Genomic DNA, 16,258 nt, shown 5'->3' with positions numbered 1-16,258 from the left:
CTTATTTTAAAATTTCTGCAACACGTAACTTGGCACTACGCGCTCTATTATTACTATCTGTATCTTCATCAGTAGCAGTAATGGGCTTACGGTTAACACGTTTTAATTTAGGCGTGTATGCTTCAGGTATAACTGGTAATCCCCTTGGAACTTCAGGTCCTTTTTCATATTCTTGGAACATTTGTTTACACAAACGATCTTCTAATGAATGGAAGGTAATAACTGAAATTCTACCGTTTACTTCTACATAATTTATAGCTTGTTCTAAAGAATCTTCAAATGCTGCTAATTCATCATTAACTGCGATCCTAATAGCTTGAAAAATTCGTTTTGCTGGATGTCCACCTTTGCGTCGTGCTTTTGCTGGAATACCTTCCTTGATACTTTCGACTAATTCTAACGTTGTCTCAATAGGTTTAAGTTCTCTGTTTTGTTCTATGCGTCGGGCGATTTGTTTTGCAAATTTTTCTTCGCCATAACGATGAAAAATTCTTACTAACTCTTCAAACTTCCATTCATTAACAACTTCGTACGCTGATAACTCCTGTGTCTGATCCATACGCATATCAAGTTTTGCATCATGATGATAACTAAAACCTCTTTCAGGTACATCTAATTGTGGACTAGATACACCCAAGTCATAATAAATGCCATCAACTTTTTCAATATTTAATTCATTTAAAATTTCAGATAATTCACGGAAGTTACTATGAACAAATGTCACTTTGTGTAAATGTTCTTTCAATACATTTTTCGCATTTTCAATGGCTGTAGTATCTTGATCTATTGCAATCAAATGTCCATTATCACTTAATTGATTCAGTAAATATTGGGCATGACCTGCTCCACCAAGCGTACAGTCGACATACACACCATCTTCTTTAATATTCAAATAATCAATGGTTTCTTTTAGCATTACGCTGATATGATGAAACAATTCAATTCCTCCATTTAAAAATCAAAATCTATTAAATCTTCAGCAATCTCCTCGAAACTATCTTCTGACTCGTCATAGAAGTTATTCCAAGTATCTCTATCCCAAATTTCAATGCGGTTAGATACACCGATCACTGTACATTCTTTAGTTAAATTTGCGTATTGTCTTAGATTTTGTGGGATATTAATACGTCCCTGCTTGTCCAACTCAACTTCAGTAGCACCTGAAAAGAACATACGCATAAATTTACGTGCGTCTTTTTTTGTCATTGGTAAAGATTTCATCTTCTCTTCAATAACTTGCCACTCTTCTAAAGTGTAACCAAACAGGCATTTATCAAGGCCTCTGGTGATAATAAAACGTTCATTTAGGTCATATCGAAATTTAGATGGAACAATCATACGTCCTTTTGTATCTAATTGGTGTTCGTATTCACCCATGAACATTTATACTCACCTCACCTTCCCATATATATAATTTACCACATCTCCCCACTATCCTCCACTAATTATACAAATTTCACCAAAATTTTGTTTATACAAACAAAAAAAGCCCGATTTATCAATACGATAAATCGGGCTAAATCCTTATGTTATCAAGGTTTTAAGATAATATGATCAAAAGTGTAACGAAGTGGTGGATAAGTGGAGGGACTGAACACATCTATCCCATATTCGTTCATTATTTGTAGTGGATTCCAAATTCTTTCTTGTAATCCATCCATTGGGTGGAGAGATTCATTTATTTCATTAAAGTGTTTCATACTAATTGCATTTTCACGTTCTATGTTTAATAAATAACGTTTGAGCAAATAATCATACTGTGTTAAATGGATATCATTGTTTTTTGCAACTAATTGCTCATTATCATTATTACCTGCCACTTCAGATTTTATTGTTTCATAAAATGATTGTTGTTGTTGTTTCATTTCTTCAATTTGATCAATTACAGTTTGAGATGCGTGTTCACGAATAAAAGATGCTTTAGCATTATGGACACCATTTGTTAAAATGTCATCTACTGATAGTTGATATTTATTGATTACTTTTTCAATTCTTTCATTAATATAGCTGATTCTTAAACGAGGTAAAACTATCGGCATATCTACAGATAACGTGTTAAACACGCCGTGTAACTCTGCCCAATATTTAATTTCACTTGGCCCTCCTATAAAAGCAACTGTATTAAATAGCCATTCTTCCATTAGCGGTCTAGTCACAACATTATTTGAGAACCTTTCTGGCTCTTGTTCCGCAAGCTGTAAGAGCTCATGTTTTGAGTAACGTTTGTCAGACTTAGTTAATACAAATTCACCATTTTCATAAGAAATTAATTGGCGCATATTATCTTCTTCTAAAAATAAATGTACATTTGTATTCGTTTGAATCATTTGATTTAGTCCAGCTGCCATTGTTTGCCCCTGTGTGGCTCTAAATGCATGATCAATAGTTTCATGTTGCTCAATAATTGTTTGGATAAATGGTTTTTCTATTTGACGCAAGTCAGGATTATGCGCGTCAATTAACAATAATCCATAAGCTTTAAACACTTCATGTAATAAAGCTTTAAATATATCAGTCCAGCTGTCATAACGCTCTATTATTGAGTGGCACAATTCTATTAATTCTTTTGTATGATTTGTTTCCGGCTGTTGTTTTAAAAATTGCTTCAATGCATCTTTCAATTGCAATTTGTTTGGATAATAATTAGAGACGCTTGTTTCAGGAGGCTCCATTGTATGATATTTAGTTTTATATAATTTCGTTTCCTTATTATTATACGTAAATGTATGATTTACTTCTTCAAAGTCATGATCTTCACCAGCGATCCAGAACACTGGGATAACTTGTTGATTATATTTGGAAGAAAGCGAATTACTTAATGAGATAATAGAAAAAATTTTATGAAATGTATATAACGGACCTCCAAACAAACCCGCTTGTTGGCCTCCTATTATAACTTTAGCCCCCTGTTGTAACTGAGCAATATTATTTTCTTGAGCTTCACTAAGTGATAAATCTTCCATGTAGTTACTGATAACTGCAGCTACAGCTTTTTCTCGACCATTTGTAGCTTGATCTAGTTTCAACTTATAATTTTGTTCATTCATAGCATCATAATTATAAAAAGCTGCTAATGTAGAATCACTATTTTTAATTTTTTCTATAAATTGATCTTTATCATTTAATTTCGTTGTCATACAATCCATTCGTAATTCTCCTTATGTTACTCTATTCCTAATAAGTATAAAGTTTATATTCTTCAATGACAATTTAACGGCTTACAAATTTTAAATTTTTTCTATAACCTAATACATCCATTATTGTAATAATATCTCTGCCACAGTTTTAAACTATCGGAAACAAAATGATTTATATACGTTTAGAACATTGTTTATTGTACTAATATAATAGAAATAGGTATAATAAAGTTAATACTAAAAAGGGGGAAGATGCTATGTCTGAAGTAAAGCGTCTTGATATTAACTATAAAACTGATGAACTATTCGAAGATTTTAGAAACTTCGGAAATAAAGATTTATATCTTGTAGATGAGCTTCGTGGAGAAATGATTGACGCTAGTTCCGACTCTCCATTTTACGGCGTTTACGTCGGTGATAGACTCGGTGCAAGGATGGCTTTATATAGAAAAGGAGAAGTTGAAGAAGAACACTTCCCTAACTTCGATGATTATTTAGTAATTTGGAAATTAGAAGTATTAAAAGACTTCCAAAATCGTGGTTATGGTACTGATCTATTAGACTTCGCAAAATCTCAAGATTTGCCTATAAAAGTCATTGCTCGTAATCAATCTAAGCAATTTTTCCTTAAACATGGCTTTAAAGATTTAGAGCAACAAAATAATGAAAACCATGACATTTTAACATGGGAACCATAAAATAAAAGGTTGTGTGGCTTTTTGCTACACAACCTTTTTCTATATAATAGTTAATAATTCATCAAATGATTGAATAGTATAATCAGCATGTATTTGTGTATTATTAGTATTCTGTCTTGGATTAAACCAACAGGTTGCAATTGCTGCATTTTTCCCACCGAGAATATCCGAAGTTAAAGAATCTCCTATAATGATACTATTTTTACGTTTTTCATGGCCAATTGTATTAAAAACGTAATCAAAAAATTCGGGCATTGGCTTTTGAAAACCTGTCTGTTCTGATACGAAGACGCCTTTAAAATAATCTTTAAATAAAGACTTAGCAATACGCTTTTCTTGGGTTTCTAATACGCCATTTGTAACAATATACAAATCATGCACTTTGCTTAATTGACGTAATGTAGTTAAAGTATGTTCAAAATAACTTAAAGGCGCATTTGCTAAAGCGTCTCGAAAAACTTGATCGGCATGAGCACCATTGACATTCATTTTATGTAATGCAAAATAAGCTTCAAATCGCTTACTCAATACCTCTTCCTTAGTTAAACGTTCATTTTGGAATGCTTCCCAATGCGCTTGGTTAATCTCTTTGAATGTTATTAAATCTTGTTCATTTAATGTTAATTGATAATTTTCTGCCAAAGCATAAAAAGCAAATTCTTCGGCGTCGTTAAAATTAACCAATGTGTCATCAAAATCTAGAAGTACCGTTTTTCTAGTCATATCTTAATCTCCAATCTATGCTACCTATAAGATTAGTTTAACAATTTATCGAATATAGAAAAAGACTAAGGTGTATACCCTAGCATAATATTGTCTTCGACAAGCCTATATGCAAAATTTAAAACTAATATCGCATCAACATAGCGCAACAAATGATTGTTAGTAACTAATTCATAATCAAAAATCATTTCATATTGCTATCTTTTACCAATTAATTAACAGAATAAACATCACTACTGTTTAATTTATATATTATAATATTTTGGGTAATATTAGCAGTGATTTATGCCGACTCCTGCGGTAATAGCACCCGCCGAAGACTACAGGCTGAGGCAGTGCCCGAGGAAAGCGTGCATAAAAAAACTGCCTACAAAAGTCAGAAACTTTGTCGACAGTCTAAGGTTAAGGTACATACCCTAACCCATCACAATTTTTCTTTACCGTTAATCCATTAATTATACTTAGCAACAATTATTTGTGTTGTAATTTCTTCATTATTTTATCAATATATTTAGAAAAATCCTTACCTTTTCTTTTTCTTACTTGGTCATTAACTTTATGCAAACCTTGTTCAAGTTTGCCATTTTCAACATATTTATTTAAACTTTTTTGTAATTTATCCTTCAATGTCATCTCTCCAGACAAGCTTATTTTTCTAACTTTAATTGTTACTCCACAGATAATAGCATATTCAATTTACAATACGATTACTGCACAATTAAAAAATGTATAATTTTTATAAAGATTATTAAAATAAGGCAATCGCAACCGATTGCCTTTACAAATGAATGTCTTTGTTCATTAACATGAAGTAATTTAAATTACATCTTAGTTTGAGCATAACTAGATGTAGAGAACTTTTTAGTTACAAGTTTGCACAATAACTTGTAACATATTTGTAATATATCATTAATTTCATTGAAAAGAAATAGTAATATAAATAATAAGACTATATACTTACATAGATATACACATTTTATTACATTATTCACAAAATGGAGTTGATTAGCTACATAATCGCATGTACAAAGGTTATAAATTTACTTTAGTTAATTTATTTTTCTACTATAACTAACAAAAATCCATGTGCTTTTGTTATAAATCTAAATTTTCATACAATTAAATTACGTTAATTAAAATATCATCATGAATGTTTCATACTTCACTTCACTATGATAGTTCAGAAAGCGCGCTACTTTTTATGCAAATTACATATTTTACTTATCATATTGATTTTATATTTTCTTAGTAAGTGTAATTTACACTAGAACTATTTTGCTATTCATTTATGCAGTTTCTATACCATCACAAAAATTTTTCAATTCAGTAAAGTTTTTGTACCTATTGTCATTTACCTTCAACTTTTTCCTATCTTGTAAAAACTGCTCAGGTGGCACACCAAATACACTTTTAAAATTCTTATTATACGTTGAATAATTTTTATATCCGTACTTTTCATAGAAGCCTTCAGTAGTTTGAGTTATTAACATCTCCAACGCTATTTTATATATTTTAAATTTCTTGATATAGTTTCCCATAGTAATATTCATCTCTTTTGAAAATAGTCGCGACAGATAACTTGGATTTACATAAAATTGCTGTGCTAAATCGTTTAGTGTTAAACCTTGCTGATAATTAACGTTAATATAATCCAATACTTGTTTGATTACAGGACTCAGAACCTTAATATCGTCTGGATTATAATAATTATACATACGCACATAATTTATAAGTTTTATAACACTAACATCAGCATCGAACCACTGTTGTTTTTTAATTTGTGATATAACTTCTAAAAAATGCCGCTTCAAAAAATCATGTCTTTCTGAGTAAACACTCTTTTCATGCTCTATGTTATAAAAAGCAAACCTATTGAAAATAAGCACGTTCATACTTAATTCTATTAACACACCAGTAAATTTAATGAGTGGTAATTGATCATAAGGTGTAAGTACAAAGATTTCACCCTGCATATATTGAATTGAATTCATATCCTTTTTAATTGCAATAGTACCCGCAGCGACGAAACAAATTTTAACTTCATCACTGTTTCCAAATACTTCCATACAATTAGTATGTATATTATAACGGTAATCTATAAAACCACTCCTCTTCATATTTACTAATTATTACTAAACATGCTTATTTCTTTATTAATCTCACATTACTTAGTATTTATAAAATCACGTCATACGATGATAAATACAAAACGTAAATTATTTTATTCAAGTGTGTAGCTCATTATGCCATCTATATTAAAAGTTAATACTTCGTCCAAACATTGTTATTTATGTATCTTTTTTTAAATTATAGTTTTTAAGACTATTCATATAATAAGCTTCTCTTTATAAATACGTAAATAGCATTCAATTTAAAAGTAAAATTTTTAAATTGAACAGTAAAAGCTCATTTCATCAGTGGATGATGCTGAATCAAATGACTAAATCTTGTTACACAAACTACTCTCCATATTACTTATAGTGTCCCTTTTTTTACTATTGTAATGACTATTACGCTCTTTTCACTTTTATTTGCTACACTGTATTTAGTCGATATATCCTATCGACAAACATTTAGTATTATTGCCAATCTCAAGTTTAAGAATAAACAGCATTTACTCTTTAGAGTTGGTGCTGTTTTTTTAATTATTAATCTTATCAAGTTGCCTATTCATAATGGGATTGTTATCCCCTTTACTATATTGTGACTAAGATGAAAATTACAAAATGTGGAGAAAGAAGGATAATTCATGTCTAAAAATACTATTGTTCTTAAGGATAATAATTATAAATGCAGTAATATTTCAATAAGTTTAAAACATAAAAATACTTATGTAGAAGATGATTTGAGAACGATTATTTTTGCTTTAACAGTTACTTATGAAGATAATACAATTAATGATGAATTTGTGTTATTTTCTCCCGAAATTGATCAAATTAATAACCTCACTGACAAGTTGGACAAAATAGAATATGCATTTTACGAGCTAAACATATCTTTTACCGTTTTTGAAAGTATTACAACTGATATAATCTTTTATTTAAATTTTGATTCTGGATTGAATTACTCAAACAGTCCAAGTGATTCAGGTCCGTCTATACGCTTAGAAGTAGATAAAAATACATTTATAGCATTCATAAATGAAATTAAATCCTATTTACAATAGGAAAGGTACAACTTTACCTAACAACATATTTCATTACTTTTAATCCCCTCAAAGACATAAATATCTATTATACTTATATTCTAATAACGTTAATTGCTATTAATAGTAATTATAATAGACTTCATCTATAAATTTTTGTATTATTAAATTTTCAAAATTGTATGCGTCGATTTCTCGCTTGTGTTGATCATAATTCCAAACCCCATTAACAAAAGCATGATAATGACCTAATTCATGTGCTAAAATTCTTAAGATATTCAAAACAGCATCGAATGAACCTAACTCATTTTCTATACACTCAAAATCATTTAAAGATATTTTAATTTTGGGGTACTTAAATAAATTGTTTGGATACTTAAAATAACCATCGCAATCAATTAAATTCTCATAAGTCATTTTTACTTTAGTTTTAATTGGGAATTTCATATGTTCTGTTATAAAACCTTCAAACAACTCTATAGCATGTTGTAATTTATAAGGTATAGCATTATCATATGTTATCTTTAAACCACTTTTTAGATGTTTACTATATTTAGTATTCATACAGGCAAATTGATAAACCATACATCTTTGTTCATGGTACATTTGCTTTTCAAACTTCTCATAATTAACTATGAAGTCATGTATAGTCATGTTCTCTTGATTAATAATGTAAAATTTACTTAACTGTAAACTTAAATCTTCAAACACTTCAATCATGACATTAGTTATAATGTCTATGTTAAATTTCTTACTATAATTCTTTTTCATATCATTTTCTATATCATATAGGGAATAGTAAATTGTTTTATGATACATATCTATTTGGCAATCGTTCACATAACCGTAGGACAATATGGGATAATCGTGAATTATTATATGTATATTTTGATTAAATTCTCGATATACTTCTATCCAATCAATAAATTGTTTTATCGGCTGAATAAAACGTCGTTTGTTTTTTTCCAATTTAAACTTTGTTTTAATCATACACTACCTCTTGTTTTAATTGATATTATGCTATACATAACGCAGAAAAATAAATAATGGCATGCTTTAATCTAAAAACAATGTACGATAATTAGCAGGTCAAATGTAAATGTAAGTTCATAAAGTAATAAAAACGTTTGCTTAAGTAAAATATATTCACATTGTGACACACAATATATATATAGTACTATTAAGACAAGAAGAAACTCGTTTGTAAAACGATAATTACAAAAACAGATACTAAAATTCTTATACAATCAAAATGGGGTATAAATATGAAATTCAGAAAAATTAAAAGCGATGATTATACTAATTGTGCTAAAAATTTAGTTTCAGCATACAAAGGAGCACCGTGGTATAATAAATGGACTGAAGAAGAAGCGTTACTTAGGATTGAAGCCACTTTGAGTGGCTTCAATTCTAAGGGTTATGTAATTGAAAACAATAACAAAATAATCGCTATGTGTATCGGTAGAATAGATTATTATTTCAGTAATATGAATCAATTTTGTATTGATGAATTCCATGTCATACCTGAATTTCAACAAAAAGGTGTAGGTAAAAATTTAATGAACTCTGTCTCTAACTCACTCAAAGTTGATGGTATAAATAAAATTTTTCTAATTACAGGTGGGGAACTTGCAGAATATTTTTATGAAAAAACGGGATTTATGAAATCAAATGAAGGAAGCATGATGGAACTCGACTTGTGACTAATAATCAACTTTTATGGACTCTTCCCCAGTCACATTATGAAATATTTTTTCGAGTCATATTCATTTAAACTTTCATACTAGCGACGCACATAAAACAACCACCCATTGATCATAATAGGTGGTTGTACAAAAAAACCTTACATTAACTCTTTCCAAAATTATAAAACTATTGTATGTGGTTCTGTGTTCGTATCATGATTTGCTATTGCTTCTACACAATTTTCGTCTTGGGCAATAAACTTAACCCAATTTAGTGATTCTTGTGCATCCTTTTTATTAACTAACACACCTGGCAATATATTTTGTTGCCAAGATTTATTTGCATATCCAAAAAAGATTATTAGCTAAAATATAACATATTGCGTTCTTAGTTGCTTTGTTAGTACTATTCCTCTTACGCTTATTATTTCTAAAATTAGTTGAATGATTGACAACATAACTCATGTTGTACTGATTTAAGGATAAAACATCTACTATATTAGATAGAAATTATAATTATAGTTGATTTATACACTCATTTATTAGTTAAACAAAATCAAGTATTCATTTGCTTTATATTTTTCTGTAGTTATTCAAAATATTTTTCCCAATCGCTATTCAATCCTGATTAGATGAGATACTTATTTTTTAAAATGTAAATAAAGAATTTGTTCTCCTTTAACTTTTATGATACTACTGCCAATAATTGTATATGTAACATCGTCTAGCAAATCTAAGCCCCCGAAATCTTTATTTTCAAATAATTTCGTTTCAGCATCATACCCATCAGTATATTCAATGCAATTAAAATCATCTACATAAATTGTTTTATCATTTTTTAAAATCACTTCACATTTCATTTCTAATCCCCCTTATCTTTAATACTACAACAATACACTGAAATACATTGCACTAAACATAAACGAAAACTATCAATTATACCAATAATCATAACTTCATACCATAATATAAGTGTACATAAAAAATACAGTCTTAAGTTCATATGTCGTATAGGATTGCTCTATAATTTCTAATCATCATTTTCTCAAGTTTGCTTCACTTGAGAATATCTATTCTTTTATATAGTGATTATTATTTTCTATAGTGTGGCATTGTATAACAAAAAAAGAAACCCCATCATAATGGGGTTTCTTTTTTAATTGTGAGCTATAAAGCTCTGTTAGCGTCCTGGAAGGGATTCGAACCCCTGACCGATGGCTTAGAAGGCCATTGCTCTATCCAGCTGAGCTACCAGGACATCACGTTTTGAACACAATAATTATTATATCTAATTCATCTTTATAAAGCAATACTTTTATAATTAAAATAATGATGATTTTTCACTATAAATAGCCATTTTGCACGATTTATAACCTAATAACCCTCTTTTTTTCAATAACGATCATTAAGTAAATATAAATTATAATGCATAGTTACAACCCCACTTACTATGCATTATAATTCGACATTCACTTACACGCTTTTAGAGATCATAATTCAAAATTAATTGTTTCTATTATTTCATGTCGACGATTTCTAAAATTCAAAGTAACTGCATTAGTGTCTTCAGCAATTAACAGTTCTGCATAACTTTCTTCTTCACTGCTTCTTGATTGACTAATACTACCAGGGTTGATGACATGCACACCTGCAATATTTTCATATTTTGCAACATGTGTATGCCCATAAAATGCTAATTGACAGTTTGCTTCAAGGGCACGTTCGGCCAGTTGCATTCTACTACGATTAACTTGATATAGATGCCCATGTGTAATAAATGCTCGGCAGCTTTCACTATTTATGACTTGTTCGTTTTCAAATTCTGGATAAAAATCGGTATTCCCTTTTACTTTATAATAATAACTAAGTTCACTATCTTCATAAGTAAACTCAGAATCTTCAAGATGTATGGCTACATCAGCATCTGGGTGGTGATTAATCACTTCAAATAAGATACCTTTTTCCGTATGATTATCACTTACAATTATCCATTTCGACATTAATTATCATCCTTTAAATAGCGTTGTAATTGGTCGATTGCCTTACCTCGATGGCTAATCTCACTTTTTTCATGCGCTTGTAGCTGTGCCATGGTTTTATTTAAATCTGGTACGTAGAATATTGGATCATAGCCAAATCCCTCATCACCAATTTTATTTAGTGTAATTTCACCTTGAACTGTGCCTTTAAATTGAATTGTTTTTTCATTTGGTACACTTAGGCTAACGACACAAACAAATTGAGCACGACGATCCTCTGTGTCACCTAGCTGCTCTAATACTTTTTTGATATTTGCATCATCATCTTTTTCTAAACCTGCATACCTAGCTGAATATACGCCAGGCTCACCATTTAAAGCAAATACTTCTAATCCACTATCATCTGCGATTACAGGCTTATTTAAAGCTTGTGCTGCTGCTTCAGACTTTAATTTAGCATTATCTTCAAAAGTAGTACCTGTTTCTTCAACATCGAAACCTGGAATTAAATCACCGATTGGAATGATATTATACTCAGGAAAAATAACTTTAAAATCGTTTATTTTTCCTTTGTTATTAGATGCTATGACTATATCTTTCACTTACTACTTCCTCCTCTACATCGACTACTTCGACTGTAACATTCATTTTTAGCCATTCTGCAATAATTCTTTCGATATGTTCTGTATCCCCTGTCGCAAAAAATTTATGCTTAGGATTTTTTTGATAACCTGCATGTTCGTTACTGAATGTTAGTAATGCACTAACTTCTCTAGCTGTCTCTAATCCCGATGAAATCACTGTTTTATTACCACCAAAATAGTCATAGATTGGCTTATACAGTAATGGATAATGCGTACATCCTAATATTACTGTATCAGCTTTACAATTACGCCATTGTTTTAAAGTTTGATGGATTAAGATGCTCGTAATTGTCGGATCTTTATAGCGCATTTGCTCTACTAAAGGTGCAAATCCTGGACATGCTACGCCTGATACTTCGACATTTGGGTTGATATTCTTAATATGATGACGGTAAGCTTCAGATTTTATTGTACCTTCTGTACCTAAAATTAAAACATTTTGATTTTTAGTAGTCATAATTGCAGTCCTTGCGCCAGGTTCTATAACGCCAATAACAGGAATTGTTAATTGTTCTTGTAGCGTTTTTAATGCCACTGCAGTTGCAGTGTTGCATGCAATAACTAGCATTTTAATATCATATTGTAATAACTTTTGTGCCAATTGAATAGTAAATGCTTTAACTTCCTCACTTGCTCTCGGACCATAAGGACAGCGTTTAATATCTCCTAAGTAATAAATTGTTTCATTGGGAAGTTGGCGGATAATTTCACTAGCAACAGTCAAACCACCAACTCCTGAATCTATAACTCCGATTGGTTTATCCATATATGCGTTCATCCTCTTAATATTAGTAACTACTATTGTAGCACAGATACTTTTTTTAATTCATCTATCTCACTTTATATTACTTAGAAATTTTATATAAATTTTTTCATAAAAAAACCAACACCTGTTTACGCCACAGATGTTGGTATATAAATATTAATTTACTTGATGGTCAGAACCAAAGAATGATTTGAACATATGGAATGAAGTTTCTCTATTCAATGCTGCGATAGAAGTAGTTAATGGGATGCCTTTTGGACAAGCATTTACACAGTTTTGTGAATTACCACATTCTTGTAAGCCTCCACCGCCCATTAGTGCTTCTAATCTTTCGTCTTTTGTCATTGAACCTGTTGGATGTAAGTTAAATAATCTAACTTGTGAGATAGCTTGTGCACCAACGAAGTCATTTTTACTTGTAACGTTAGGACAAACTTCTAAACATACACCACAAGTCATACACTTAGATAATTCATAAGCAGTTTGACGTTTTTTCTCTGGCATACGTGGTCCAGGACCTAAATCATATGTACCGTCAATTGGTACCCATGCTTTCATACGTTTTAGGTTATCGAACATTCTAGAACGGTCAACTTGCAAGTCACGAATAACTGGGAAAGTGCTCATTGGCTCTAATCTAATTGGTTGTTCAAGTTGATCAACGATAGCTGAACATGATTGTCTTGCTTGACCATTAATAACCATAGAACAAGCACCACAAACCTCTTCAAGACAGTTCATATCCCAAATAACCGGTGTCGTTTTTTCACCTTTACTATTGATTGGATTACGTCTAATTTCCATCAGACAAGCGATAACGTTTAAGTTTTCTCTGTATGGAATTTCAAATTCTTCTTCGTAAGGCTTTGCTTGATCATTATCTTGACGCTTGATAATTAATTTGATTGTTTTTTGTTGGTTTTGTTGTTCAGTTGCTTGTTGAGTATCTGCCATGATTATTTACCTCCTTTAGACTTTTGCGTATAGTCACGTTTACGAGGTGGAATTAAGCTAATATCTACAGGATCGTAGGTGAATTTTGGTGCTTCTGTTTTTCCTTGATATTCTGCTAAAGTTGTTTTCAACCATTCCTCATCGTTTCTATCTGGGAATTCTGGTTTGAAATGTGCACCTCTAGATTCATTACGATTGTATGCCCCAATAGTAATAACACGAGCTAATACAAGCATATTCCATAATTGGCGAGTGAAGAATACTGCTTGGTTACTCCAAGTTTGTGTATCTTCAATATCAATATTTTTATAACGTTCCATCAATTCTACAATTTTACGATCTGTTTCTAATAAACTTTCATTTTCACGTACTACAGTTACATTAGCTGTCATAATTTCACCTAATTCGCGATGAAGTTTATAGGCATTTTCTTCACCTTTCATTGCTAATAAGTGATCGAATTTTTCTTGTTCTTCCTGTACACGACGTTCAAAAATTGTCTCATCTAAATCACTATATGATTTTTCAATATCTTGAATATATTTGACAGCATTTGGCCCTGCAACAGTACCACCATAAATCGCTGATAGTAATGAGTTCGCACCTAAACGATTACCACCGTGTTGTGAGTAATCACACTCACCAGCAGCAAACAGACCATTAACATTCGTCATTTGATCATAGTCAACATATAAGCCACCCATAGAGTAATGTACTGCTGGGAAGATTTTCATTGGTACTTTTCTAGGATCATCACCAGTGAATTTTTCGTAAATCTCAATGATACCACCTAATTTAACGTCTAATTCATGTGGGTCTTTATGTGATAAATCAAGGTAAACCATGTTTTCACCGTTAATGCCTAATTTTTGGTTAACACAGACATCAAAGATTTCACGTGTTGCAATATCACGTGGTACTAAGTTACCATAATCCGGATATTTTTCTTCTAAGAAGTACCAAGGCTTACCGTCTTTATAAGTCCAAATACGACCACCTTCACCACGTGCTGATTCACTCATTAATCTTAACTTATCATCACCTGGTATTGCTGTTGGATGAATTTGAATAAACTCACCATTAGCGTATTTAGCACCTTGTTGATAAACAATTGAAGCAGCAGATCCTGTATTAATCATAGAATTAGTAGTTTTACCAAAGATAATTCCAGGTCCACCTGTAGCCATAATTACAGCATCTGAGCCAAATGATTGGATTTCTGAAGTAGTTAAATTTTGTGCAACAATACCTCTAGCTGTATTTTCGTCATCCTTAACTATACCTAAGAATTCCCAGCCTTCGTATTTATTTACTAAACCATCTACTTCAAAACTTCTTACTTGTTCATCTAGTGCGTATAACAACTGTTGTCCGGTTGTTGCACCAGCATAAGCTGTTCTATGATGCATTGTACCACCAAAACGTCTAAAATCGAGTAATCCTTCGTTGGTACGGTTAAACATTACACCCATACGGTCAAGTAAATGGATAATTTTAGGTGCTGCTTCAGTCATTGCTTTAACTGGAGGTTGGTTTGCTAAAAAGTCCCCACCATATACTGTATCGTCAAAGTGTATGTCCGGTGAATCGCCTTCACCTTTAGTATTTACTGCACCATTTATACCACCTTGCGCACACACTGAATGTGAACGTTTAACAGGTACAAGTGAGAACAAGTCTACTTGTGCACCTTGCTCTGCTGCTTTAATTGTTGACATCAGACCGGCAAGTCCTCCACCGACAACAATAACTTTCTTCTCTGCCATATCTTGTCACTCCCCTAAATATCTCTAAAAATCAAATTAAATTAAAAAACTTATAGGAAAGCTAAAATCGCGCTAATTCCTATATATGATACAACTATAAATACGACTAGTGAAACCCATGTGAAAATTTGTTGAGATTTTTTAGATTGTAAAATACCCCACGTTACACCGAATGACCATAAGCCGTTTGCAAAGTGGAATGTCACAGCTAATAAACAAACGATATAGAAAATTAACCATCCTGGGTTAGTTACAATGTCATGTACCATATCAAAGTTAACTTCATGTCCTAATGCACGTTGAATTCTTGTTTGCCATAAGTGAATTGCAATGAAAACAAAAGTAATTACACCCGTGATACGTTGGAATAAAAACATCCAGTTTCTAAATGCTGAATAATGACCAACATTTTCTTTTGCCGTAAAGGCAATATGTACACCGTAAACTGCGTGATACAATATCGGAATATAAATCACGACAAATTCCAAAGCGATTAAAAATGGTAATGATTCCATAAATGCAGCTGCTTTATTGAACGCTTCTGCACCTTTAGTCGCTTGGTGGTTAACCATTAAGTGAACTAATAAAAAGCCACCTATAGGTATTACGCCTAATAATGAATGTAAGCGTCTTAAATAGAATTGATTTTTCGTATAAGCCAAAAGGAAGTCCCCCCTGTGAAACAATTAAATTTTGATTTCTTTATTGCTTTTTAACACGCAAACCAATTAAGCAAAGTATAATCATCAAAAAAATGAAAC

General features: G+C 31.3%; 17 protein-coding genes and 1 tRNA gene. 3 read left to right on the top strand and 15 right to left on the bottom strand.

Translation table 11 applies throughout. The features are described 5' to 3' along the window. Position 1: 1 nt before the first annotated feature. The 3 genes from rsmH to bshC all read right to left on the bottom strand — a co-directional run bounded on the left by rsmH (position 2) and on the right by bshC (position 3,146). Positions 2-937 (bottom strand): 16S rRNA (cytosine(1402)-N(4))-methyltransferase RsmH, encoded by a 936-nt coding sequence (gene rsmH, locus KA845_RS08855; protein WP_021458932.1) that lies wholly within the window; start codon positions 935-937, stop codon positions 2-4. Positions 938-951: 14 nt separating this feature from the next. Further along, positions 952-1,383 (bottom strand): division/cell wall cluster transcriptional repressor MraZ, encoded by a 432-nt coding sequence (gene mraZ / locus KA845_RS08850; protein WP_002510905.1) that lies wholly within the window; start codon positions 1,381-1,383, stop codon positions 952-954. Between the two features lie 149 nt (positions 1,384-1,532). After that, positions 1,533-3,146: a bacillithiol biosynthesis cysteine-adding enzyme BshC gene (bshC, locus tag KA845_RS08845; RefSeq protein ID WP_210127978.1), complete on the bottom strand. Its 1,614-nt coding sequence runs from the start codon at positions 3,144-3,146 to the stop codon at positions 1,533-1,535. Between the two features lie 248 nt (positions 3,147-3,394). Here bshC and KA845_RS08840 point away from each other — a divergent pair, with 248 nt between their 5' ends. Further along, positions 3,395-3,835 (top strand): N-acetyltransferase, encoded by a 441-nt coding sequence (locus tag KA845_RS08840; RefSeq protein ID WP_021458934.1) that lies wholly within the window; start codon positions 3,395-3,397, stop codon positions 3,833-3,835. Between the two features lie 39 nt (positions 3,836-3,874). On the opposite strand, the gene KA845_RS08835 is transcribed toward KA845_RS08840, so the two are convergent. The 3 genes from KA845_RS08835 to KA845_RS08825 all read right to left on the bottom strand — a co-directional run bounded on the left by KA845_RS08835 (position 3,875) and on the right by KA845_RS08825 (position 6,624). Beyond that, entirely contained in the window at positions 3,875-4,558 is a 684-nt protein-coding gene (locus KA845_RS08835) for a YjjG family noncanonical pyrimidine nucleotidase (protein ID WP_002510902.1), read from the bottom strand. A 471-nt stretch (positions 4,559-5,029) separates the two neighbouring features. Continuing rightward, entirely contained in the window at positions 5,030-5,185 is a 156-nt protein-coding gene (locus KA845_RS08830) for a hypothetical protein (protein WP_021458935.1), read from the bottom strand. A gap of 659 nt (positions 5,186-5,844) precedes the next feature. Beyond that, positions 5,845-6,624, bottom strand: coding sequence for a helix-turn-helix transcriptional regulator (locus tag KA845_RS08825; protein ID WP_172606418.1), 780 nt, complete (start codon positions 6,622-6,624; stop codon positions 5,845-5,847). A 683-nt stretch (positions 6,625-7,307) separates the two neighbouring features. Between KA845_RS08825 and KA845_RS08820 the strand changes: the two genes are divergently transcribed. Further along, positions 7,308-7,724: a hypothetical protein gene (locus KA845_RS08820; RefSeq protein WP_021458936.1), complete on the top strand. Its 417-nt coding sequence runs from the start codon at positions 7,308-7,310 to the stop codon at positions 7,722-7,724. 99 nt (positions 7,725-7,823) lie between these two features. Here KA845_RS08820 and KA845_RS08815 read toward each other — a convergent pair whose 3' ends face one another. Next, complete coding sequence (locus tag KA845_RS08815; RefSeq protein WP_103387971.1) at positions 7,824-8,693, bottom strand: hypothetical protein; 870 nt, start codon at positions 8,691-8,693, stop codon at positions 7,824-7,826. Between the two features lie 275 nt (positions 8,694-8,968). Between KA845_RS08815 and KA845_RS08810 the strand changes: the two genes are divergently transcribed. After that, the gene (locus KA845_RS08810; RefSeq protein WP_021458938.1) at positions 8,969-9,406 is read left to right on the top strand and encodes a GNAT family N-acetyltransferase; all 438 of its coding nucleotides are present in this window, start codon (positions 8,969-8,971) and stop codon (positions 9,404-9,406) included. A gap of 623 nt (positions 9,407-10,029) precedes the next feature. Here KA845_RS08810 and KA845_RS08805 read toward each other — a convergent pair. From KA845_RS08805 to KA845_RS08770, 8 genes are all read right to left on the bottom strand, one after another. Next, complete coding sequence (locus tag KA845_RS08805; RefSeq protein WP_002510900.1) at positions 10,030-10,248, bottom strand: hypothetical protein; 219 nt, start codon at positions 10,246-10,248, stop codon at positions 10,030-10,032. 324 nt (positions 10,249-10,572) lie between these two features. Beyond that, positions 10,573-10,646, bottom strand: a tRNA-Arg gene (locus tag KA845_RS08800). A gap of 232 nt (positions 10,647-10,878) precedes the next feature. Further along, a complete protein-coding gene (locus tag KA845_RS08795) occupies positions 10,879-11,388 on the bottom strand; it encodes a metallophosphoesterase family protein (RefSeq protein ID WP_210127976.1) in 510 nt (169 codons plus the stop codon). Further along, positions 11,388-11,969, bottom strand: a complete 582-nt coding sequence (locus tag KA845_RS08790) for an XTP/dITP diphosphatase (RefSeq protein WP_210127974.1) — start codon at positions 11,967-11,969, stop codon at positions 11,388-11,390. Before KA845_RS08790 ends, KA845_RS08795 begins: the two co-directional genes overlap by 1 nt. Then, the gene (racE, locus tag KA845_RS08785) at positions 11,944-12,777 is read right to left on the bottom strand and encodes a glutamate racemase (protein WP_002510897.1); all 834 of its coding nucleotides are present in this window, start codon (positions 12,775-12,777) and stop codon (positions 11,944-11,946) included. The genes KA845_RS08790 and racE overlap by 26 nt, the downstream gene beginning before the upstream one ends. A 156-nt stretch (positions 12,778-12,933) precedes the next feature. Beyond that, a complete protein-coding gene (gene sdhB / locus KA845_RS08780) occupies positions 12,934-13,731 on the bottom strand; it encodes a succinate dehydrogenase iron-sulfur subunit (RefSeq protein WP_002510896.1) in 798 nt (265 codons plus the stop codon). Between the two features lie 2 nt (positions 13,732-13,733). Further along, positions 13,734-15,497: a succinate dehydrogenase flavoprotein subunit gene (sdhA, locus tag KA845_RS08775; protein ID WP_002510895.1), complete on the bottom strand. Its 1,764-nt coding sequence runs from the start codon at positions 15,495-15,497 to the stop codon at positions 13,734-13,736. A gap of 50 nt (positions 15,498-15,547) precedes the next feature. After that, entirely contained in the window at positions 15,548-16,159 is a 612-nt protein-coding gene (locus KA845_RS08770; protein ID WP_002510894.1) for a succinate dehydrogenase cytochrome b558 subunit, read from the bottom strand. Positions 16,160-16,258: the final 99 nt, after the last annotated feature.

The sequence above is a fragment of the Staphylococcus sp. GDX8P114P-2 genome, assembly GCF_017892945.1.
In the GTDB taxonomy this organism is placed as follows: Bacteria; Bacillota; Bacilli; order Staphylococcales; family Staphylococcaceae; genus Staphylococcus; species Staphylococcus arlettae.
This window is presented reverse-complemented; position numbering and strand designations above follow the sequence as displayed.